Origin of the sequence: Streptomyces sp. RLB3-17, assembly GCF_007113425.2 — a bacterium.
Classification (GTDB): domain Bacteria; phylum Actinomycetota; class Actinomycetes; order Streptomycetales; family Streptomycetaceae; genus Streptomyces; species Streptomyces mirabilis_D.
In genome coordinates this window covers 7,791,047-7,812,805 of sequence record NZ_CP041610.2, presented here as the reverse complement: position 1 = coordinate 7,812,805, position 21,759 = coordinate 7,791,047, and the positions used below count along the sequence as shown (strand labels likewise).

The 21,759-nt window shown below is 70.3% G+C and carries 14 protein-coding genes; 2 read left to right on the top strand and 12 right to left on the bottom strand.

What is annotated here, in order from left to right; translation table 11 throughout:
* Nucleotides 1-63 precede the first annotated feature (63 nt).
* A complete protein-coding gene (locus FNV62_RS35320) occupies nt 64-1,410 on the bottom strand; it encodes a hypothetical protein (RefSeq protein ID WP_143628223.1) in 1,347 nt (448 codons plus the stop codon).
* 157 nt (nt 1,411-1,567) lie between these two features.
* Nucleotides 1,568-4,585 (bottom strand): glycoside hydrolase family 3 protein, encoded by a 3,018-nt coding sequence (locus FNV62_RS35315; protein WP_143628221.1) that lies wholly within the window; start codon nt 4,583-4,585, stop codon nt 1,568-1,570.
* 281 nt (nt 4,586-4,866) lie between these two features.
* On the opposite strand from FNV62_RS35315, the gene FNV62_RS35310 reads away from it, so the two are divergent.
* Nucleotides 4,867-6,735 carry a ricin-type beta-trefoil lectin domain protein gene (locus FNV62_RS35310; protein WP_143628219.1) on the top strand — a complete coding sequence of 623 codons (1,869 nt, stop codon included), beginning with the start codon at nt 4,867-4,869 and terminating at the stop codon, nt 6,733-6,735.
* A gap of 937 nt (nt 6,736-7,672) precedes the next feature.
* Here the strand turns inward: FNV62_RS35310 and cimA are convergent.
* The 6 genes from cimA to ureA all read right to left on the bottom strand — a co-directional run bounded on the left by cimA (nt 7,673) and on the right by ureA (nt 15,066).
* Nucleotides 7,673-9,277: a citramalate synthase gene (gene cimA / locus FNV62_RS35305; protein WP_054234674.1), complete on the bottom strand. Its 1,605-nt coding sequence runs from the start codon at nt 9,275-9,277 to the stop codon at nt 7,673-7,675.
* A gap of 284 nt (nt 9,278-9,561) precedes the next feature.
* On the bottom strand, nt 9,562-10,881 hold the full coding sequence (locus FNV62_RS35300) for an MFS transporter (RefSeq protein ID WP_143603020.1): 1,320 nt from the start codon (nt 10,879-10,881) through the stop codon (nt 9,562-9,564).
* An 87-nt stretch (nt 10,882-10,968) separates the two neighbouring features.
* Entirely contained in the window at nt 10,969-11,505 is a 537-nt protein-coding gene (locus tag FNV62_RS35295) for a TetR/AcrR family transcriptional regulator (RefSeq protein WP_079065152.1), read from the bottom strand.
* 80 nt (nt 11,506-11,585) lie between these two features.
* Nucleotides 11,586-12,623: an agmatine/peptidylarginine deiminase gene (locus FNV62_RS35290; RefSeq protein WP_179858288.1), complete on the bottom strand. Its 1,038-nt coding sequence runs from the start codon at nt 12,621-12,623 to the stop codon at nt 11,586-11,588.
* A 14-nt stretch (nt 12,624-12,637) separates the two neighbouring features.
* Nucleotides 12,638-14,314, bottom strand: a complete 1,677-nt coding sequence (locus tag FNV62_RS35285; RefSeq protein WP_097286362.1) for an urease subunit alpha — start codon at nt 14,312-14,314, stop codon at nt 12,638-12,640.
* Nucleotides 14,311-15,066 carry an urease subunit gamma gene (gene ureA / locus FNV62_RS35280; protein WP_097286361.1) on the bottom strand — a complete coding sequence of 252 codons (756 nt, stop codon included), beginning with the start codon at nt 15,064-15,066 and terminating at the stop codon, nt 14,311-14,313. Before ureA ends, FNV62_RS35285 begins: the two co-directional genes overlap by 4 nt.
* 143 nt (nt 15,067-15,209) lie before the next feature.
* Between ureA and FNV62_RS35275 the strand changes: the two genes are divergently transcribed.
* Nucleotides 15,210-16,643 (top strand): cytosine permease, encoded by a 1,434-nt coding sequence (locus FNV62_RS35275; protein WP_143603019.1) that lies wholly within the window; start codon nt 15,210-15,212, stop codon nt 16,641-16,643.
* On the opposite strand, the gene FNV62_RS35270 is transcribed toward FNV62_RS35275, so the two are convergent.
* From FNV62_RS35270 to FNV62_RS35255, 4 genes are all read right to left on the bottom strand, one after another.
* Nucleotides 16,590-17,822, bottom strand: a complete 1,233-nt coding sequence (locus FNV62_RS35270; protein ID WP_225900477.1) for a KamA family radical SAM protein — start codon at nt 17,820-17,822, stop codon at nt 16,590-16,592. The two genes, FNV62_RS35275 and FNV62_RS35270, sit on opposite strands and share 54 nt — an antisense overlap.
* A gap of 164 nt (nt 17,823-17,986) precedes the next feature.
* Nucleotides 17,987-19,057, bottom strand: coding sequence for a hypothetical protein (locus FNV62_RS35265; RefSeq protein WP_143628215.1), 1,071 nt, complete (start codon nt 19,055-19,057; stop codon nt 17,987-17,989).
* Between the two features lie 204 nt (nt 19,058-19,261).
* Nucleotides 19,262-20,350: a branched-chain amino acid aminotransferase gene (locus tag FNV62_RS35260; RefSeq protein ID WP_054234559.1), complete on the bottom strand. Its 1,089-nt coding sequence runs from the start codon at nt 20,348-20,350 to the stop codon at nt 19,262-19,264.
* Between the two features lie 265 nt (nt 20,351-20,615).
* Nucleotides 20,616-21,659 carry a 3-isopropylmalate dehydrogenase gene (locus FNV62_RS35255; RefSeq protein ID WP_054234560.1) on the bottom strand — a complete coding sequence of 348 codons (1,044 nt, stop codon included), beginning with the start codon at nt 21,657-21,659 and terminating at the stop codon, nt 20,616-20,618.
* Nucleotides 21,660-21,759: the final 100 nt, after the last annotated feature.

The window sequence follows — 21,759 nt, the reverse complement described above, 5'->3', positions numbered from 1 at the left end:
GGCGCTGATGGACCGCCTTGCGGACACCGAGCCTCGGGGGACGTCGTCCGGGACGGCCGATCTTCAGAAGCCGCCGCCGAAGTCTCCTCCGCCGCCACCGAAGTCGCCGCCACCGCCGTCCCCGAAACCGCCGCCGAAGTCGCCGGAGTCGAAGTCGGAGCCGGAGACGTCACCCCCGCTGTAACCGCCGAAGTCTCCGTAACCGGAGCCGTAGTCGGACGCGTAGGAGGGGGTGGCCATCATGCTGCCGAGCAGGGTGCCGACGAGGAGGCCGGGCAGCAGGCCGCCGCCGAAGTAGCCGCCCGCCCAGGGGCCGTAGGCCGGGCCGGCGTCCCAGTACGGGCGGCGGCCGTAGTCGGTGTCGACCTCGCGGACCGCCGGGGCGCGGCCGTCCACTAGACGGGCCTGGTCCGCCGCGCAGACCGGGACCTCGCGGGGAGCGCCGCCTGCCGGGGTCCACGTCGCGTCGGCGACCGACGGGCCGTGTCGCGGGTCGAAGAAGCAGGGGGCGCGTCGTTCGGGCAGGGGCCTGCCCTCCCGACGTGCGGACAGGAGCGCGAGGGAGAAGCGGCCGTCCTCCAGGGACTGGGTGACGGCGCGTACGTCCTCCGGGCGGCGGGCCGCCGCCATGGACGACTTCGCCTGTTCGTAGGCGTCGAGCGCGCGTTCGTAGTCGGCGCGCATCGCGTCGTCGGCGCCGGCCTCGGCGGGGTGGAAGTCGAGCCGGTCGAGTTCCTCGCCGAACGCGGTGATGTCCTCGTCGACGACCACACGGAGTTTGTCCAGTGCTTCCTGTTGTTCCTGCTCCTTGCGGCGGCGGTTGCGGCGTACGAGGGTGTAGGCGCCCGCGCCGCCGGCCGCGGCCACCGCGGCCACCGCGATGAGGGCGCTGGTGGAGACGCCGTTTCCGCCGGTCGAGCCCCAGCTCTTGGGGGCCGAGCCGTTGATGTTGGCCAGGGCACGGTCCGTGAAGTTGTTCAGCTGGGTCTTCGCGGGTTCGCCCTGGACGCTGGTGACGAGGTTCTGGACGGCGGTGCGGGGCATGACGGCGGCGTCGGCGCGGGCGTCGAAGCGGGTGCCCAGTCTGATGGCGTACAGGCCTGTGACGCCGGTGTCGGTGCGAAGGTTCTGGAAGAGGTTCTGGGTGGGGAAGTCCGCGGGGAGGACGGCCACGAAGACTGGCTTGTTCGCGTTCTTGATCTTCTTGGCCAGGGTGTCGGCGTCCGCCTTGGAGAGTTGCGCGGAGGCTGCTGGGTCCACGTAGACGGGGCTCTTGCGGAGGGCTGCCGCCACTGTTCCCACGTCTGTGGTCGCGTGGGCGGGGGGTGCGGTGAGAATGAGTGCCGTGAGGGCGGCGAGTGTCAGCGCGATCAGCAGTCCGGGGAGTCCTCGGATCAGTGCGGCCTTCATATCTCCGAAGCTACCTGAACGTGCGCAAAACCGGGCATTGGGGTTAGGGCTCGTCCTCGAACGCCGGACGGGCCGAAGATGCGCGCAGCGCCCCTGAAGGGGCGCGGGGAACTGTGTGATCAGTCCCCACGCCCCGTCGTACATCAGCCTCTGTCCGTCACCTGGCTCGGTAGGCCTCCAGGAGTTTGGTCAGTGCTTGGGTGTAGTGGGCGGTCAGGAGTAGGTGGTCGGCTTCCGCGAAGGGTTTCGCGAGGGCCGGGGTGATGGTTGAGCCTGTGCTCTGCTGGACCAGGAGGCGGGCCTTGGTGACCGCGGCGCGGCCCAGTTGCGCCGAGCCGGTCCGGTCTGCCGCCCGAGCGGCGAGAGTGAGGACCTTGAGTGTGGCCTCGCCGCCCCCGGGGACCTTCGTCAGCGTGGTCAGGCCCCAGCCGTAGGGGAACTGGGGATCGTAGGACGCGTCGCCGACGTTGATCGGGAGCTGGGTCTCCGACTTGGGCCAGGTGACGGGGAGCTGGCCGGTGAAGGCGCGCTTGCCGTACAGGACGTCGGCCACGCCGTCACCCTCCGTGCCGGGCAGCCACGAGGCCACCAGGGCGTCGATCTCACCCAGGCGGTCCCCGATGAGCTGCGGGCGGCCCGACACGATCAGGACCGCGCACTTCATGGCGGCGCACACCTTGTCCACGGCGGCCTGGTCGGCGGGGGTCAGAGCGAGGTCGTTGCCGTTGCCCACATCGCCGACGCCCTCCGCGTAGGGGGTCTCGCCCACGACGACCACACCCACGTCGTAGCCGGACGTCGGTGCCGAGGCGTCCTTCGAGTAGGTGACGTCACCGCCGGCGTTCCGCATGCCCTGCAGGATCGTCGTACCGTCCGTGTGCTTCCCGGACGCCCCCTGCCAGGTGATCGTCCAGCCGCCGGTCTGGTTGCCGAGGTCGTCGGCGTTCGAACCGGCCACGTACACCTTCTGGGACTTCTTCAGGGGCAGTACGCCGGTCGCGTTCTTCAGGAGGACCTGGGACTTGGCCGCCGCCTCACGGGCGACCGCCCGATGGCCGGCGGAGCCGATCTGTGCCGCGCCGCTCGTGTCCGCGTACGGCTTCTCGAAGAGGCCGAGTTTGAACTTCTGGGTGAGGATGCGGGACACGGCGTCGTTCACCCGCGCCTCGCTGACGCGGCCCGCCCGTACCTCGTCGACCAGCGTCGTACGGAAGTCCTTGTAGGCGTACGGGACCATGATCATGTCCAGGCCCGCGTTGATCGACGTACGGACGTCGGACGCGTAGTCGCCGGGGATCTGGTCGATGGCCTGCCAGTCGCTGATGACGAATCCGTCGAAGCCCATGCGGTCCTTGAGCACGCCGTTGATCATGTCCGCGCGGGCGTGCATCTTCACCGGGCCCTGGCCGTCGCCGAGGATGTCGAGGGAGGAGTAGGACGGCATGACCGAGCCGATGCCACGGTCGACCGCCGTCTGGTACGGCGCCAGGTGGACGGCCTCCAACTGTTGCCGGGTGACCTTCGTGACGCCCTGGTCGATGGTGTACGAGCCCGTCGTGGACGAGCCGTACTCCGTGCCGCCGTCGCCGACGAAGTGCTTGGCCGTGGCCAGCACCTTGTCGTTGTGCTTCAGGTCCTTGCCGTTCGCGGCGCCCTGGAGGCCCTGGATCATCGTCTCCATGGACTGGACGAGCGCGGGGTCCTCGCCGAAGGACTCGTAGGAGCGGCCCCAGCGTTCGTCGCGGGTGACGCAGAGGCAGGGGGCGAAGTCCCAGGGGATGCCGGTGGCACGCACCTCGGCCGCCGTCACGGCGCCTGTCCGCTCGGCCAGCTGGGGATCACGGGCCGCGCCGATGCCGATGTTGTGCGGCATGATCGTCGCGCCGGTGAGGTTGTTGTGGCCGTGCACCGCGTCCACGCCGTAGATCAGCGGGATCTGGAACCGTGTCGCCTGCGCCCGGAGCTGGAAGGCGTCGATCATCTTCGCCCAGGCCTCGGGGGTGTTGGGCGTCGGGGTCGAGCCGCCGCCGGACAGGAGCGAACCGAGGTCGTACGTCGCGATGTCGCCCTGCGCGGTGAGCGCGCCGCGTTCGGCCTGGGTCATCTGCCCGGCCTTCTCCTCCAGGGACATGCGGGACACGAGGTCGGCGACCCGTTTCTTCACGGGCAGTTTCGGGTCCAGGTACGGCAGGCCGTGGGCGTCGATGACGATCTGCGGGGTCTCGGCGGGGGCCTTCGCGCCGGTGACCGTGAGCTTCAGGGGGATCGTCTCGGCGGGTTCGGCGGACTTGTCGCGCAGCGTCGGGACCTGGATGGTGCGGGTGGTGCCGGAGGTGGTGCCCGCCGGGAAGGTGATCTCGCCCTTGACCGGTGTGTAGTCCTTGCCGGGCTCGGCGGTGCCCCCCGCGCTCTCGTAGGCGACGGTCACGGGCTCGTCGATCGGGGCGGCTCCGGTGGTGGCGACGGAGAGCTTCACCGTCGCCGTCGCTCCCTCCTTCACCGGGTGGACGGCGGAGTCGGCGGTGACGGAGGCCCGCAGGGACTGGTCGGCCTTGCCGTACAACTCGACGTCGTCCATGGCGAACGAGCCCTTGACGCCGACCGGGAGCGTGAGGGCGTACCCCCACATCTGGGTGAGGCCGAGGACCTGGTCGATGCCGCCGACGGGCTGGTAGTCCGTGCGATAGGCGAAGTCGGTGAAGGGGATCTCGATCTGCTTCCAGCCGCTGAAGTCGTCGGTGAAGGACGTCGTCCACAGCTCGGAGGCCTCGCCGTTGGCACCGCCGTCCTTGATCTCGAAGGCGACCTTCTTGGCGTTGTTCTGGCCGTCCCACCAGAAGCGGATGCCCTTGTGAGCCGACCAGTCGTGGGCCGGCTGGTCGAAGGCGAAGTCGTGGGTGAAGCCGCCGTAGCCGCTGATGTCGTAGGTGCCGGTGAGGACCTTGGTGCCCTCGGGGGCGTCGGTACGGGTGGTCAGGGCGAGCGCGGGCGGGTCGTCCGCGTCACCGCCCCAGGTGAACAGGCCCCCGGCGGGAGGATTGGCGAAGGGGACCTCGCCCTCGAAGTGGTCGACGGGGACGGGGGCCGGTTCGTCGGCCGTGGCCGCTCCGGCCGAAAGGAGCGGCAGCAGCCCCGTGAGCAAAGCGGCGGAGGCGAGCAGGGCGGTTCTTCGCATGGACCTTCCCTCGACTCTACGTAGTCCCTGGTGTTCCCTGACCGGGCGCCTGAGGGCATCTCCGGTTGGTCTCTTACGACTTAGATCACGGCGTGAGTTAACTGGCGTCCCGGGAGGCCGTCAAGACTTCACGTCAGAACCGGTACACGGGCAATGTGCGGCCGGATCAGGGCAGTTGTTCTTTCACGCCCTGAACGCGAGACCCCTTGACGTGGACCCGAAGCCGTCATTTACTCACGGCTCGCACGCCCCCTCCCCCACACCCAGAAGGGCGACGCGTCATGAGGAGATCCACTCGGGCGGTCCGGCTTCTTCTCGCCGGACTGCTCACCACCGCCGGACTGACCGCCGTCACGGCGGCGCCCGCGCACGCCGCGGGCGAACCCGTCACGGCCTGGCTGACCACGACGGACGACGACGGCGGACGCCATGTCGTGCGCGGGCTGCAGGCCCAGACGCCGTTCGCCTTCCAGGCCGGTACCGGTGGCAGCGGCGAGAACATCACCGTCGACGAGAACACGCGCTACCAGACCTTCACGGGCGGCGGCGCGTCCTTCACCGACACCGCGGCCTGGCTGATGAACAGCAGCGGGGCGCTGTCGGGAGCCACCCGGGACGCGACGATGCGGAAGCTGTTCTCTCCGACGGAGGGCATCGGGCTCTCGTTCCTGCGCAATCCGATGGGCGCGTCCGATCTCGCCCGGTACGGGTACACGTACGACGACGTGCCGGCCGGGCAGAGCGATCCGTCCCTCTCGTCGTTCTCGATCGCGCACGATCTGGCCGACGTGGTGCCGCTGACCAAGCAGGCGCTCCAGCTGAACCCCTCGCTCACCGTGATGGCCTCGCCGTGGACGGCGCCCGCCTGGATGAAGGACAGCGGGCAGCTCAACGGGGGCTGGCTGAAGGCGGAGGACTACGGGGCGTACGCCTCGTACTTCGTCAAGTACCTCCAGGCGTACCGGGACCAGGGGGTGCCGGTCTCCTACGTCACCGCGCAGAACGAGCCGACGTGCTGCTCGGGGTATCCGTCGATGAGCTGGAACGCGTCGGGGCTCGCGTACTTCACGAAGAGTGAGCTGCTGCCGAAGCTGCAGGCCGCGGGGCTGTCCACGAAGGTGCTGGCGCACGACTGGAACTGGGACGTGTACGACTCGTACGCCGCCCAGACCGTCGACGACGCGGCCGTGCGCGCGCATCCGAACTTCGGGGGGATCGCCTGGCACGGGTACGGCGGGGACGTGGGCAAGCAGACGAGCGTGCACAACCAGTACCCGGGGGTGGACGCCTTCGGGACCGAGCACTCCGGTGGCACCTGGATCGCCAACCAGCAGCGCGAGGACATGCTGAACATCGTCGACTACACGCGGAACTGGGCGAAGTCGGTGACGAAGTGGTCGCTGGCCGTCGATCAGAACCGGGGGCCGCACAACGGGGGGTGCGGGACGTGTTCCGGGCTGATCACCGTCCACAACGGGGACGGGGCGAGTGGGCAGGTCGACTACACGATCGAGTACTACACGATGGGGCAGTTGACGAAGTTCGTGCGGCCGGGGGCACAGCGGGTGGCGTCTACGGCGAGTACGTCCGTGCCGAACGTGGCGTGGCGCAATCCTGACGGTTCCAAGGCGCTGATCGCCTACAACGACTCCTCGTCCGCGAAGACCGTGACCATCAACTGGGGCTCGCAGCACGCGACGTACTCGCTGCCGGGGAAGACGTCCGCGACGTTCACCTGGGCCGGGGAGCAGGTCGGTGGGGGTGGGCAGACGGGCGCGTTCGTGGGGCTCGCGGGCAAGTGTCTTGATGTGGCCGGGGGGTCGTCGGCGAACGGTACGGCGGTTCAGCTGTACGACTGCAATGGCTCGGACGCGCAGCGGTGGACGGTGGCGGGGGACGGGTCGGTCCAGGCGCTGGGCAAGTGCCTCGACGTCACGTCGGCGTCCACGGCTGATGGGGCGAAGGTTCAGCTCTACGACTGCAATGGGACTGGGGCGCAGCGGTGGTCGTACAACGATTCGACGGGTGACGTGGTCAATGCGGCGGCGGGCAAGTGTCTGGATGTGACGGGCAACTCGTCGGTGAATGGGGCTCGGGCGCAGATCTGGTCCTGTACGGGGGCGGCCAATCAGAAGTGGGCGCTGCGCTGACAGGGTTCGCCCTCTTCCCTCGCCCCCGCCGCCCCTACCCGTCCCATCCCCAGGGGCTCCGCCCCTTCAACCCCGCCAGGGGCGCCGCGCCCCCTGGACCCCCGCATCGGCCTGAACGGCCTCGTCCTCAAACGCCGGACGGGCTGAGTGATACGGGCCGGGGTGGGGTGGGCGGGTGGACCGGGGGGTGGGTGGGGCATCGGCCCCGGCCTCAGCCTCAAACGCCGGACAGGCTGAGTGATACAGGCCCGGGTGGGCGGGCGGACCGGGGGCTGCGTGGGGCGTCGACCCCGGCCTCAGCCTCAAACGCCGGACAGGCTGAGTGATACAGGCCCGGGTGGGCGGGCGGACTGGGGGGGTGGGGCATCGGCCCCGGCCTCGTCCTCACACGCCGGACAGGCTGGAGGTGTGGACCGGGGTGGGTGGGTGCGCCGGACGGCCTGAAAGATGGCGCCAGCGCACCCGAGGGGCGCGGGGAACTGCGCGACCGGCCCCCACCGACCGCCGGACAAACGAAACGGGCAGGCCGGGGACGCGGGGCGCAGCCCCCGCCCTAGGGGCGCGGGGAACTGCGCGACCAGCCCCCACCGACCGCCGGACAAACGAAACGGGCAGGCCGGGGACGCGGGGCGCAGCCCCCGCCCTAGGGGCGCGGGGAACTGCGCGACCAGCCCCCACCGACCGCCGGACAAACGAATCGGCCGGGCCGGGGACGCGGGGCGCAGCCCCCGCCCTGGGGGCCTGGAGACGGAGCCCCGGGTTCCGACCCCGGTCGAACCCCGGATCGAAACCCAGGTCCGGACACGAATCGGACCCCAGGTCCGGACACGAATCGGACCCCAGGTCCGGACACGGGTCGGACCACAGGTCAAACCCGGGGTCCGGACCTGGACCCCAGGGTCGGGCCCCGGGGACGGGCCCCGGGTGGGGGCGGCGGCTACTCCGCTGGTTCTACGCCTGCGCGCAGCAGGCCGTACGTGTACGCGTCCTCCAGCGCCTGCCAGGACGCCGCGATCACGTTCTCCGCGACGCCCACCGTGGACCACTCCCCCGCGCCGTCGGACGTGGAGATGAGGACGCGGGTGGTGGACTGGGTACCGTGCTTGCCTTCGAGGATGCGGACCTTGTAGTCGACGAGCTCCAGCTTGGCGAGCTGGGGGTAGATCGTTTCGAGGGCGACCCGCAGGGCACGGTCGAGGGCGTTCACCGGCCCGTTGCCCTCCGCCGTGGCGACGATGCGCTCGCCCTTGGCGAAGAGTTTGACGGTGGCTTCGTTGGCGTGGGTGCCGTCGGGGCGGTCCTCGACGATCGCGCGCCAGGACTCGACCTGGAAGTACGTGCGGGCCCGTCCCTCCGCCTCCTCGCGGAGCAGGAGTTCGAAGGAGGCGTCCGCCGCCTCGTACGTGTAGCCCTTGAGCTCGCGTTCCTTGACGCGTTCCACGACCCGGCCCACCAGCTCACGGTCGCCGCCGAGGTCGATGCCGAGTTCCTTGCCCTTGAGCTCGATCGACGCGCGGCCCGCCATGTCGGAGACCAGCATCCGCATGGTGTTGCCGACCTGCTCGGGGTCGATGTGCTGGTAGAGGTCCGGGTCGACCTTGATCGCGGAAGCGTGCAGGCCCGCCTTGTGGGCGAAGGCCGAGACGCCGACGTACGGCTGGTGCGTGGAGGGGGTGAGGTTGACGACCTCGGCGATCGCGTGCGAGATGCGGGTCATCTCGCGCAGGGCGCCGTCGGGGAGGACCTTCTTGCCGTACTTCAGTTCCAGGGCGGCCACGACCGGGAACAGGTTCGAGTTGCCGACCCGTTCGCCGTAGCCGTTCGCGGTGCACTGGACGTGGGTCGCGCCCGCGTCGACGGCGGCCAGGGTGTTGGCGACCGCGCAGCCCGTGTCGTCCTGCGCGTGCATCCCGAGCCGGGCGCCGGTGTCGGCGAGGACCGTGGCGACGACCGCCTGGACCTGGGCGGGGAGCATGCCGCCGTTGGTGTCGCAGAGGACGACGACGTCGGCGCCCGCCTCCCAGGCCGCGCGGACGACCGCCTTCGCGTACTCGGGGTTCGCGCGGTAGCCGTCGAAGAAGTGCTCGCAGTCGACGAAGACCCGACGGCCTTGTGAGCACAGGTGGGAGACCGTGTCGCGGACCATCTCCAGGTTTTCGTCGAGGGTGGTGCGCAGTGCGAGTTCGACGTGGCGGTCGTGGGACTTGGCGACCAGGGTGATCACCTGGGCGCCGGAGTCGAGAAGGGCCTTGACCTGCGGGTCCTCGCTCGCCTTGCCGCCGGCGCGGCGGGTGGCGCCGAACGCGACCAGCTGGGCGTGCTTGAAGTCGATCTCCTGCTGGGCGCGGGCGAAGAACTCGGTGTCGCGCGGGTTGGCGCCGGGCCAGCCGCCCTCGATGAAGCCCACGCCGAAGTCGTCCAGGTGCCGTGCGATGGCCAGCTTGTCCGCCACGGTGAGGTTGATGCCCTCACGCTGCGCGCCGTCGCGCAGGGTCGTGTCGAAGACGTGGAACGAATCGTCGAGCTCGCTGGTTTCGGTCATGGTGTTCGGCTCCTGATGTCGGATCTCGGTCTGTACCGGAATGACCGGCTCCACCGTCCTCCAATGATCCCTCGCGCTCCCTTCCCGGCTTGAGGTGGGCCAGGAAAACGAAAAACCTCTCGCGGGTGCGAGAGGTCTGCGCGCGGGTCGAGGACGACGATGTCCGCCCGTACGTGGTGGTACGTGGCGGTCACTGCGGACCGGCGCGCCTGCTGCCAATAATCATGGCGAACGAGAGCACGGGGGCAGTCTGGCACATACCGCCCCCGTGCTCACGGGTTGTCTCAGGATGCGAGCCGCGCCTTGGGCTCCGAGGAGGGTTCCCGGCCGGAGCCGACCCGGTTGAGATCCAGGTCGCGGGTCTCCCGCATGGTGACGTAGACGACCAGCGACACCGCGGCGCACCCCGCCACGTACCAGGAGAAACCGGACTCGATGCCCGCGTCCTTGAACCACAGGGCGACGTATTCGGCCGTACCGCCGAAGAGGGCGTTGGCGATGGCGTACGGGAGGGCGACACCCAGCGCGCGGACGCCGGTCGGGAACAGCTCGGCCTTCACACAGGCGTTGATGGAGGTGTAGCCGGTGACCACCACCAGGGCGAGCAGGGCCAGCCCGAGAGCGGGCCAGAAGCTGCCCACGTGCCCCAGCATCGTCATGATCGGGACCGTCAGGAACGTCGAGCCCACCGCGAAGGTGATGAGCAGCGGCCGGCGGCCGACACGGTCGGAGAGGCGGCCCGCGAGCGGCTGGAGACAGGCGAAGACGATCAGCGCGGTGAAGGAGACGAGGGTCGCGGTCTCCTTGGACAGACCCGCCGAGTTGGAGAGGTACTTCGTCAGGTAGGTGGTGTACGTGTAGTAGGCGACCGTGCCGCCCATCGTGAGCGCGATGACCAGGAAGGCCTCCCTCCGGTGCCGCCACAGCGCGCGCATCGTGCCGCGCTCCTCGCCGGACGCGGCCTCCTCGTACACCTCGGTCTCCAGCATCGCGCGCCGCAGGTAGAAGACGACGGCGGCGCCGAGCGCGCCCACGACGAAGGGGATGCGCCAGCCCCAGCTGTGCAGCGCGTCGTCGGACAGGGTGCGCTGGAGGATGATCTGCAGGCCGAGGCCGAGGATCTGCCCTGCGGTCATCGACACGTACTGGAAGCTGGAGGCGAAGCCGCGCCGCTCGGGGGCGGAGGCCTCGGTGAGGTAGGTGGCGCTGGCCGCGTACTCGCCGCCCACCGAGAGTCCTTGCAGCAGGCGGGCGACGAGCAGGACGGCCGCGCCGCCGTAGCCCGCCACCGCGTAGGTCGGCGCGAAGGCGATGAGGAGCGCCGACAGCGACATCAGGGTGACGGTCAGCGTCAGGGCGGTCTTGCGGCCTCTGCGGTCGGCGATCCGGCCGAGCAGCCAGCCGCCGACCGGGCGCATGAAGAAGCCGACCGCGAAGATGCCCGCGGTGTTCATGAGCTGGGCGGTGGGGTTGTCGTCGGGGAAGAAGGCTCCGGCGAAGTAGGTGGCGAAGCTCGCGTACACGAACCAGTCGAACCACTCCACCATGTTGCCCGCCGAGCCGACCCAGATCTTCTTCCAGTGCTCTCGTCCCGTGAGTGCCATGAGCCGTAACGTGCCCGCTGATCACTGCCGCGACAAGGGCGCCTCACGTTTTGTTCATTGCGTTCATCACGTTCGGCCGAGTGACGGTCAGCTCAGGGATTCGTCCAGAAACTCCCTTACGTGGCGCAGGATCCGCTCTCTGTCGGTGCCGCGCAGTCCGATCGCCACATGGATGGAGAAACCGTCGAGCAGGGCCCGCAGCCGGGCGGCGCAGCGGTCCGGGTCGACCGGCCGGAACTCGCCGCGCGAGACACCCTCGGCGAGCAGCGCGACCAGGTCGCGGTGCCAGGCGCCCTCGATGGCGACCTGCCGCTCGCGGGCGGCGTCGTCGGCGTTCTGCGAGCGGTTCCAGACCTCCAGCCAGAGCGTCCAGTGCGGGTCGCGGTGGCCGTCGGGGACGTACAGGTCGACATACGCGTCGAGCCGCTCACGGGCGGTGCCCCGGGCGGCGAGCAACCGGCCGCGCTCGGCGCCGAGCCGCCCCTCGCTCCACTCCAGGGTCTGCAGCAGCAGCTCGTCCTTGGAGTGGAAGTAGTAGAGGAGATGACCGCTGCTCATGCCGACCTCGCGGCCGAGCGCCGCCATGGTGAGCTTCTCCAGACCGCGCTCGGCGATCATGTCCATGGCGGCTGCCAGCACGTCCTCGCGCGGAGGCGCGTTCTTCCTCCGCGGCGTGCTGTCCCCTGCCACGTGCGACTCCTGGTTCAGATCCTCGGCTGCTGCTGGGTGATGCAGTGGATGCCACCGCCTCCGGCAAAGATCGTACGTGCGTCCACCAGTGTCACCGTCCGCTCGGGGAAGAGCCGTCGGAAGATGCCGGCCGCGAGCTCGTCGCGCGGGTCGTCGAAGCCGCACAGGACCACGCCGCCGTTGCAGAGGTAGTGGTTGATGTAGGAGTAGTCGGCCCAGTGGCCGTCGGCCTCCAGGATCGTCGGGGCCTGGACCTCGACGACCTCCAGGCGGCGCCCGCGCGCGTCGGTCGCGGCCTGGAGCCGGCCGATGACCTCCTTGGTCACCTCGTGGTCGGGGTGCGCCGGGTCCGGCTGGGAGTGCGCGACCACGACTCCGGGGCGGGCGAAGGCAGCCACGATGTCGACATGGCCGAGCGTGCCGAAGCCGTACGGGGGGTAGTCGCCGGTCAGCCCGCGCGGCAGCCAAATCGCCTTGCGGGTGCCTAGGTGGGCGTGGATCTCCGCCTCCACCTGCTCGCGCGTCCAGTCGGGGTTGCGCTCGGGGCCGAGCTGCACGGTCTCGGTCAGGAGCACGGTTCCCTCGCCGTCGACGTGGATCGCACCTCCCTCGTTGACCAGCTTCGAGGCGTACGTCTTCGCCCCCGCGAGATCCGCGACATACGCGCCGATCTTGGCGTCGTGCTCCCAGCGGGCCCAGTCCTGGGCGCCCCAGCCGTTGAACGTCCAGTCCACGGCGGCCAGTTCGCCCTTCCCGTCGATGAGGAAGGTGGGGCCGATGTCACGCATCCAGGCGTCGTCGAGTTCACGTTCGACGGTGTCGACGTCCGGGCCGAGCAGTGCCCGGGCCGCCTGCGACTGGCCCGGCCCGCACACGACCGTCACCGGTTCGAACCGGCGGATCGCGCGCGCCACCGCCGCCCAGGCCGCGCGCGCCTCGGCGAGGTCGTCGGGGTTGTCGAAGGTCGGGTTGGGGCCCGGCCACGCCATCCAGGTGCGCTCGTGCGGGGTCCACTCGGCGGGCATCCGGAAACCGTCGGCGGCAGGGGTCATGACGTGCACCTTCATCACAGGAAGTAGAGGCGGTTGAGGGAGACCGAGTCGGCGGGTTCGGAGCGCAGCGGGTCACCGTCGAGGGTGACCAGGCCCGTGCGCTGGTCGACGTCGACGGATCCGGTACGGGAGTTGAGGCGCAGGTCGGCGGGGCCGATCCCGCGGGTGCCGCGCACGGCGACCCGGCGCCGGCGGGTCGGCATGAGGTCGTTGCCCTGGTCGAGCGCGGCCTGGGCGACGAAGGCGACCGAGATCTCGGCGGGCGTCGCGCCGTGCGCCCCGAACTGCGGCCCCAGGACGAGGGGTTCGCAGGTGTCGGTGGCGGCGTTCGGGTCGCCGACGACGCCGTACGCCGGGAAGCCGGACTTGAGGACGAGCTGCGGCTTGGCGCCGAAGAACTCCGGGCGCCACAGGACGATGTCGGCGAGCTTGCCGACCTCGATCGAGCCGACCTCGTGGGCGAGGCCGTGCGCGATGGCCGGGTTGATGGTGAGCTTGGCCATGTAGCGCAGGACGCGCTCGTTGTCGTGGTCCACGTCCGCCGGTGCGCCGCGCTCGGCCTTCATCTTTCCGGCCATCGCGAAGGTGCGGCGTACGGTCTCGCCCGCGCGTCCCATGCCCTGCGCGTCCGAGGAGGTGATCCCGATCGCGCCCAGGTCGTGCAGCACGTCCTCGGCGCCCATGGTTCCGGCGCGGATCCGGTCGCGGGCCATGGCCGCGTCGCCGGGCAGGTCGGTCTTCAGGTCGTGGACGGAGACGATCATGCCGTAGTGCTCGGCGACCGCGTCCCGGCCGAAGGGCAGGGTGGGGTTGGTGGAGGAACCGATGACGTTCGGGACCCCCGCCATCTTCAGGACGTTCGGCACGTGACCGCCGCCGCAGCCCTCGATGTGGAAGGCGTGGATGGTCCGGCCTTCGAGGACGCGCAGGGTGTCCTCGACGGACAGGCATTCGTTCAGCCCGTCGCTGTGCAGGGCGACCTGGACGTCGTGTTCCTCGGCGACGCGCAGCGCGGTGTCGAGGGCGCGGGTGTGGGCGCCCATGTCCTCGTGCACCTTGAAGCCGCTCGCGCCGCCCTCGGCCAGGGCCTCGACGAGGGGGGCGGCGTCGGAGGACGAACCCCGGCCCAGGAAGCCGATGTTGACCGGCCAGGCGTCGAAGGCGCTGAAGGCGTGGCGCAACGCCCAGGGCGAGTTGACGCCGACGCCCCACACCGGCCCGAACTCCTGGCCGATGATCGTGGTGACGCCGGAGGCGAGCGAGGCCTCCATGATGCGCGGCGACAGCAGGTGCACGTGGGTGTCGACGGCTCCGGCGGTCGCGATCAGTCCCTCGCCCGAGACGATCGACGTCCCCGTACCGACCACCACGTCGACCCCGTCGAGGGTGTCGGGGTTCCCGGCCCGCCCGATCGCGCAGATCCGCCCCTCGCGGATGCCGATGGAGACCTTGCGGATTCCCTGGGCCGCGTCGATCACCACTACGTTGCTGATGACGACGTCGCAGGTCTCGCGGACGGCGGCGGCCTTGAGGTGCAGTCCGTCGCGGGCGGTCTTGCCGAAGCCGGCGAGGAACTCGTCGCCGTAGCGCTGGGCGTCGGACTCGACGCGGATGGTCAGCCCGGAGTCACCGAGGCGGACGCGGTCGCCGGCGCGGGGGCCGTGGGTGGCCGCGTACTCGTAAGGATTCATCGCGGCTCAGCTCCCTGGATTTCGCCGGTCTCCCCGGAGTCCCCGCCATCTCCGGCGCCCTCGCCATCTCCGGCTTCCCCGGCTCCGAGGTATCCGCAGGCGGCGGCCCTGCGCAGGGCCTCTTCCCTGGCCCCGGGCGCGTCCAGCGGCCCGTCGACCAGTCCCGCGAAGCCGATGGCGATCCGCTCACCGCCGATGGGCAGCAGTCCGACCTCGGCGCTCTCGCCCGGTCCGAAGCGCACGGAGGACCCGGCGGGGACCGCGAGCCGCATCCCGTAGGCCGCCGCCCGCGGGAAGTCGAGCCGCGGGTTGGTCTCGAAGAAGTGGAAGTGCGAGGTGACCGAGACGGGCACGGTCGCGGTGTTGGTGACCGTCAGCCGGACGACCGCGGCGGGCTCGGCGTGCGCCGGCCCCGGCAGCAGCGCGCCCGGCGCCCGCTCCCCCAGCCCGCCCCCGAGGGGGTCGCTGACGACCGCGAGCCGGGACCCGTCGTCGAAGACGGCCTCGACGTGCACCTCGGTGACGACGTCGGCGACGCCCGGCAGGACGTCGTCCGGGCCCAGCACCGCCCGGGCCGCCGCGATCGCCTCGGCGAGCCGGCGCCCGTCCCGGGCCGCCTCGCACACGGTGTCCGCGATGAGGGCGGTCGCCTCGGGAACGTTCAGCCTGAGGCCCCGGGCCCGGCGAGCACGGGCCAGCTCGGCGGCCCCGAAGAGCAGCAGCCGGTCACGTTCCGTGGGGGTCAGTCTCATGTCCGGGCACCTCCTTGCCTTCCTCGATTTAGAGCACCACTCTAAACGCGAGATTCATGGAACGGAAACATTGACATCCAGAATCTGGTCACAGACATTGAACGTCGCTCTAACTCTCAGGCGGCCGTCGAAGGAGACCAGCCATGCCGATCGAACAGCGCGGAGTCGACACCATCCCCGACGAGGAACGGACCAGCGGGCCGGGGGACCTCGTCTCGATCCTGCTGGGGTCGAACCTCTGCCTCGGCGTGATCATCTTCGGCTGGCTGCCACCCTCCTTCGGGCTCGACTGGTGGTCGTCGGTGAGCGCGATCGTGGCGGGCACGGTGATCGGCACGGCGCTCACCGCGCCGCTCGCGCTGGTGTCGCTGCGCACGGCGACGAACCTCTCCACCTCCTCCGGCGCCCAGTTCGGGGTGCGCGGACGGCTGGTCGGCTCGGTCGTCGGGCTGCTGCTCGCCCTCGGCTACACCGCGCTGACCGTCTGGATCGGCGGCGATGTGATGGTGAGCGTGCTCGGCCGCCTGTTCGGGTTGCCGGCGGACGGGCTGTCGTACGCCGTCGTGTACGCCGTCCTCGCCGCCGCCACCGTCGCGGGCGCGGTGTACGGCTACCGCGTGCTGCTCGCGATGTCCCGGGTCCTCGCGGTCGGCATGACCGCGCTCCTCGCGCTCGGTGTGCTCGCCTACGCGCCGCACTTCACCACCGCCGCGCTCCCGGAGACCGGCGGCTATCTGCTGGGCTCGTTCTGGCCGACCTGGCTGCTGGCGGCGGTCGCGGCGGGCCTGTCCGGACCGATCGCGTTCATCACCCTGCTCGGCGACTACACGCGCTACATCTCCCCGTCCCGGCACTCCTCCCGTACGGTTCTGCACGCCACGTGGCTTGGCCTGATCGCCGGGCTGCTGGTCCCGCAGCTCTTCGGCACCTTCACGGCGTACGCCGCCCGCGCGGCCCTCGACTACGCGGGGCCGCTGGTCTCCGCCTCCCCCACCTGGTACCTGGTCCCGCTGCTGCTCGCCGCCTCCGCGGGGTCGGTCGGCAACGCGGGCCTGATGCTGTACTCCATGGGCCTGGACCTGGACGCGATCCTGCCGAAGGCCTCGCGCGCCCGGGCCACACTCACGGTCGCCGTCGTCGCCACCGTCTGTGTCTTCGTCGGCCACTACGCCTGGAACGCGCAGTCCGCGATGACGTCCTTCGTCCTTCTCCTGACCGCCATCGGCACCCCGTGGGCGGTCATCACCCTCATCGGCTTCGCCCGCTGCCGCGGAATCTACGACCCGGACGCCCTCCAGGTCTTCAACCGCCGCTCCCGGGGCGGCATCTACTGGTACCGCGCCGGCTGGAACATCCAGGCGACGGTGGCCTGGGCACTGGGCGCGTTCGCCGGCCTCCTCGCCGTCTCCCTCCCGTCGTACCAGGGACCGCTGCTGTCCCTCACCGGTGGAGTGGACTGCAGCTTCGTCCTGTCGGGCCTGGTCGGGGGCCTCGTCTATGTGGCCCTCTCGCCGAAGCGGGCGTCACACCGGGTCGAGGCCGGGCAGGAACTGGCTCGCGCCGAAAGCGGGCTTTAGGTCGCTGAACCAGGTGGCGTTCTCGTCGTACGCGGCGAAGAACGGGCGGCCCACCAGCTCCGGGTCGCGGGCCTGGATGAGGTGGAGCACGAAGACCTTCTCACCGGCCACCTCCGTGATCCCGTCCACGCACACCTTGCCCGGCATCGCCGACATGACCGGGCCGCGCACGGTCCGCGCGAGGCCGGACACCTGGGCGTAGGCGTCGCGGAAGATCTGGTGACCGCGGGCGAGCGGCACCCCGAAGTAGCCCTGCGGACCGGTGTCCCGCTCCACGAACTGGTAGTACGGCACCGCCCCCAGCGCGGTCGTCTCGTTCCACAGCCCGGCCCACGCCTCGGCACTGTCGTTGATGCCCCTGACCAGCGGCCCCTGACAGCGGATCACGGCACCCGTGTCACGCACCCGGCGCATCGCCTCCCGCACCACCGGGGGCCGCAGCTCCTGCGGATGGGTGAAGTGGGCCATCAGCGCGAGGTGGCGGCCGCTCGCGACGACCTTCTCGAACAGACGCAGCACGTCGTCGGCGTCGCGGTCGGTGAGGAAACGGTACGGCCAGAAGGCGAGCGACTTGGTGCCGATGCGGATCGACTGCACCGACTCGATCTCCAGGAGCGGTTCGACGTAGCGGCGCAGCACCTCGGTGCTCATCACCATCGGGTCGCCGCCCGTGATGAGCGCGCTGGTGACCTCCGGGTGGGCGCGCAGATAGGCGGATGTGGTGGCGATGTCGTCGGTGGCGATGCGCAGGTCGGACTCGCCGACGAACTGGGGCCAGCGGAAGCAGTACGTGCAGTAGGCGTGGCAGGTCTGGCCCTGACGCGGGAAGATCAGCACCGTCTCCGGGTACTTGTGCTGGAGACCGGTGAGGCGCCGCCCCTCGTGCACGGGGACGTTGGCGTCGAGCTGGCCGGAGGGATGCGGGTTGAGCTTCATCCGGATCTCGTGGGCCGCGCGCAGGACGTCGGCCTTCGGCGCGTCCCGCGCCAGCAGCTCCGCCATCTGCTTGAGGTCGGGCTCGGGCAACATCTCGGCCTGCGGAAACGTCAGCCGGAAGATCGGGTCGTCGGGCACGGCCGACCAGTCGATCAACTCGTCGACCACGTAGGTGTTCGTACGGAACGGCAGGACGGCCGCCACGGCCCGCAGGGCGAGTCGCTCGGCGGGCGGCAGGGACACGCGCCGCAGCAGGCCGTCCAGGTCACGGGGCGTGAAGGCGCGAAAGCGGGGGCTCGGGTGCGAAGACCGGGAGCTGGTGTCCGGAGATCGGAGACTCAGGTGCGCGGATCCGGGTCTCGCGGGCTGAGCGGGGTGGAGCGCTGAACTCATGTGTGCCGGGGCCTCTATTCCCTGACCAGGACCAACGGCCGCAACTCGACGAAGGCGCCCGCCGACGCATCGTACTTCTCCGCGAAGCGCTGCAGGAGCAGCCCGTGCAGCTCGCTCTCGTCGTCCACGACGATCAGCTCGTGCGCGCCGGTGGCGGTCAAGGCATCGCTGTAGGCGGAGAGTTGGTCGAGGCGGTGGCGGGCCATGTACGACACGAGGCCGTGTCCGGCGACGTACAGGCAGTCGTCCACGTAGACGAAGCGACAGCTGAACGCCCGGCGGCCGTCGGTCGCGTCGACCAGGGTCAGCGGCAGATGGGTGAATCGCTCCATCGGCTTGCTCTGCTGCCACAGTTCGTCGAAGCGTTGTTCGACGAAGGTGCCGAGCGGGGAGTGGACGGCGACCTCCAGCTGGACTCCCTCGCCGGACAGGCGCCCGACGGTCAGGAAGGAGACCAGGGAGCGCTCGTCCCAGCGGTAGAGGGTCACGCCGGGGGAGGTGGAGCAGAGGCGTACTTCGAGGAGCTGACGGGAGTTCTCGTCGAGCCGGAGCGCGAACCGGTCCAGCGTGCGCAGGTTGCGCATGATGTCGCGGCGGATGTCGGCGCTCTGCTCGCCCAGTTCACGGCCGCGCAGGATGACCGCGAGGGAGTCGGGGTCGAGGAGGAGGATCTGCACGCGGGCGCCGTGCCCGGTGGCCGCCTTGATGCCGCGGAAGAGGCGCTCGGAGAACTGCGGCCCGAACACGTTGGAGAAGGTGTCGAGGACCTTCACGTTCGAGGTCGAGCCGTAGACCTGAGCGCTGAACCACTCGTAGTCCAGCCGGGTGTGTTCGCGGACCCGGCCCTCCTGGGCGCGGCTGATCAGCGGGCCGATCACGAAGACGGTGACGACGACGCCGACGATGTCGGTGCCGAGGTTGAGGGTGAGGTTCTCCTCGTAGTTGTCCATCCGCGAGCTGCTCCAGAGGAGGAGGGCTGCGACGGCGGCGAGCAGGACGAGGACGGTGAGGCTCTGGGGGCGGCGTGGGGTGCGTAAGGTGCGCAGCAGCCAGCGCAGTCGTGGTATCGGCGACCCTGCGCTCACCTGCGCTCCCTCCGTGGCCGTGCGGGCACACGGGAGGGCGGCACGCTCCCCCCGTGGAATCTGTGGATACCCGTGTCACGGAGCCGCTACGCGTCGAACGAACCGCCGGTCCCCGCACTCCTGTTGGGGAGAGAGGGACCGGCGGGAGGTGTGGGTTGCCGTGGACCCACGGGCGCGCGGGGCGCGAGGGTCGCGGGGAACGTCCTAGCCCAGCGGGTGCATCCAGCCGTGCTTGTCCTCGCTGATGCCGCGCTGGATGTCGAGGAGCGCCTCGCGCAGCTTCACCGTGACCTCGCCGGGCTCACCGCCGGACTGCTGCCACTCGGCACCGGTGCGCTTGACCGTGCCGACGGGGGTGATGACCGCGGCCGTGCCGCAGGCGAAGACCTCCGTCAGGGTGCCGTTCTCCGCGTCGCGCTGCCACTGGTCGATGGAGACGCGGCCCTCCTCGGAGGTGTAGCCGAGGTCGCGGGCGACGGTGAGGAGGGAGTCGCGGGTGACGCCCTCCAGGATGGAGCCGGTGAGGGAGGGGGTGATGATCCTGTCCCCGTACACGAAGTACAGGTTCATGCCGCCGAGCTCCTCGATCCACTTGTGCTCGACCGCGTCGAGGTAGCAGACCTGGGCGCAGCCCTGCTCGGCGGCCTCGGCCTGGGCGAGGAGGGAGGCCGCGTAGTTGCCGCCGGTCTTGGCGTCGCCCATGCCGCCGGGGACGGCGCGGACGTGGTCCTCGGAGACCCAGATGGAGACGGGCTTGACGCCGCCGGGGAAGTAGGCGCCGGCCGGGGAGGCGATGACCAGGAAGAGGTACTCGTTGGCGGGCTTCACGCCCAGGCCGACCTCGGTCGCGATCATGAACGGGCGCAGGTAGAGGGATTCTTCGCCGCCGTGCGCCGGGACCCAGGCGCAGTCCTGCTGGACCAGCACGTCACAGGCCTCGATGAACGTCTCCACGGGCAGCTCCGGCATGCCGAGCCGACGGGCGGAGGCCTGGAAGCGCCGGGCGTTCTTGTCCGGGCGGAAGGTGGCGACGGAGCCGTCGGGCTGGCGGTAGGCCTTGAGGCCCTCGAAGATCTCCTGCGCGTAGTGCAGGGTCATGTTCGCGGGGTCGAGCGAGAGCGGGCCGTACGGGACGAGCTGGCCGTCGTGCCAGCCGCGGCCCTCGGTCCACTTGATCGTCACCATGTGGTCGGTGAAGTGGCGGCCGAACCCGGGGTTGGCGAGGATCGCCTCGCGCTCCGCCGCGGAGCGGGGCTGCGAAGAGGGCTTGAGCTCGATCGTGGGCGTCGTCATGTGGTTGTCCTTCACCGGTTGTGTGTGACGGGCCGCGCTCACGCCTGTACTGCCAGTGGCCAGTACTAGGACGTCCGAGCATTCCCTCATTCCCGCGGCTCCGCGTTCGATTATCGCGCGCGCGAAGCCGTGGACGAAACGGGGTGAAGACGGCCCAGGGGTTGCCCAGGGGTTGTTGATGGTGGCACCCGGCGAGGGCATAGGAAAAGCCGCCGGGTGCGGATGCGACCCGGCGGCTCCTACGAGACGTAAGTGGCGCGGCGGGTCAGCCGGCTACTCGTACGGCGAGCGCGTCGCCGATTTCCTCGGTGCTGCGGGCGGGCTTGCCCACGCGCTCGGCGAGGTCGGCCGAGACGGCGTCCTCGATGCGGGCGGCCTCGGCCTCGTAGCCGAGGTGGCGCAGCAGGAGGGCGACGGACAGGACGGTGGCACTGGGGTCGGCCTTGCCCTGGCCCGCGATGTCGGGCGCCGAGCCGTGCACGGGCTCGAACATCGAGGGGAATTCGCCGGAGGGGTTGATGTTCCCGCTCGCGGCGACGCCGATGCCGCCGGAGACGGCCGCGGCGAGGTCGGTGATGATGTCGCCGAAGAGGTTGTCGGTGACGATCACGTCGAAGCGCGCGGGGTCCGTGACGAGGTAGATCGTCGCGGCGTCCACGTGGATGTAGTCCGTGGTGACCTCGGGGAACTCCTCGGCCACCTTGTTGAAGACGTTCGTCCAGAGGTGACCCGCGAAGGTCAGCACGTTGTTCTTGTGGACCAGCGTCAGCTTCTTGCGCGGGCGGGCCTGGGCGCGGGCGAAGGCGTCACGGACGACACGCTCGACACCGAAGGCCGTGTTGACGGAGACCTCGGTGGCGACCTCGTGCTCGGTGCCCTTGCGGATCGTGCCGCCGTTGCCCGTGTACGGACCTTCGGTACCCTCGCGGACCACGACGAAGTCGATCTCCGGCTGGCCCGCCAGCGGGGTGGCGACACCCGGAAGGAGCTTCGACGGACGCAGGTTGACGTGGTGGTCGAAGGCGAAGCGGAGCTTGAGCAGGAAGCCGCGCTCCAGGACGCCGGACGGGACCGAGGGGTCGCCGATCGCGCCGAGCAGGATCGCGTCGTGCTGCTTGAGGGCGTCGAGGTCGGCCTCGGTGAGGGTCTCCCCCGTGGCGTGGTAGCGCTTGGCCCCGAAGTCGAACTCCTTGGTCTCCAGCTTCACATCCTGCGGAAGGACGGCGGAGAGCACCTTCAGTCCCTGGGCCACGACCTCCTGGCCGATGCCGTCACCGGGGATCACTGCGAGATTGATGCTGCGAGACATGAAGGCACCGTACTCCGTGTCCCATGGAATGACACGAGGTGTCCGCCATCCGGACATCCTCGGGGTGTCGCGAACCGTTTCGTCGACGTGCGTTCACCCG

Bases quoted from the DNA above. Each gene is read 5' to 3' on its own strand.
- FNV62_RS35320 (WP_143628223.1), bottom strand. From the start codon at position 1,410: ATGAAGGCCGCACTGATCCGAGGACTCCCCGGACTGCTGATCGCGCTG.
- FNV62_RS35315 (WP_143628221.1), bottom strand. From the start codon at position 4,585: ATGCGAAGAACCGCCCTGCTCGCCTCCGCCGCTTTGCTCACGGGGCTG.
- FNV62_RS35310 (WP_143628219.1), top strand. From the start codon at position 4,867: ATGAGGAGATCCACTCGGGCGGTCCGGCTTCTTCTCGCCGGACTGCTC.
- cimA (WP_054234674.1), bottom strand. From the start codon at position 9,277: ATGACCGAAACCAGCGAGCTCGACGATTCGTTCCACGTCTTCGACACG.
- FNV62_RS35300 (WP_143603020.1), bottom strand. From the start codon at position 10,881: ATGGCACTCACGGGACGAGAGCACTGGAAGAAGATCTGGGTCGGCTCG.
- FNV62_RS35295 (WP_079065152.1), bottom strand. From the start codon at position 11,505: ATGGACATGATCGCCGAGCGCGGTCTGGAGAAGCTCACCATGGCGGCG.
- FNV62_RS35290 (WP_179858288.1), bottom strand. From the start codon at position 12,623: ATGACCCCTGCCGCCGACGGTTTCCGGATGCCCGCCGAGTGGACCCCG.
- FNV62_RS35285 (WP_097286362.1), bottom strand. From the start codon at position 14,314: ATGAATCCTTACGAGTACGCGGCCACCCACGGCCCCCGCGCCGGCGAC.
- ureA (WP_097286361.1), bottom strand. From the start codon at position 15,066: ATGAGACTGACCCCCACGGAACGTGACCGGCTGCTGCTCTTCGGGGCC.
- FNV62_RS35275 (WP_143603019.1), top strand. From the start codon at position 15,210: ATGCCGATCGAACAGCGCGGAGTCGACACCATCCCCGACGAGGAACGG.
- FNV62_RS35260 (WP_054234559.1), bottom strand. From the start codon at position 20,350: ATGACGACGCCCACGATCGAGCTCAAGCCCTCTTCGCAGCCCCGCTCC.
- FNV62_RS35255 (WP_054234560.1), bottom strand. From the start codon at position 21,659: ATGTCTCGCAGCATCAATCTCGCAGTGATCCCCGGTGACGGCATCGGC.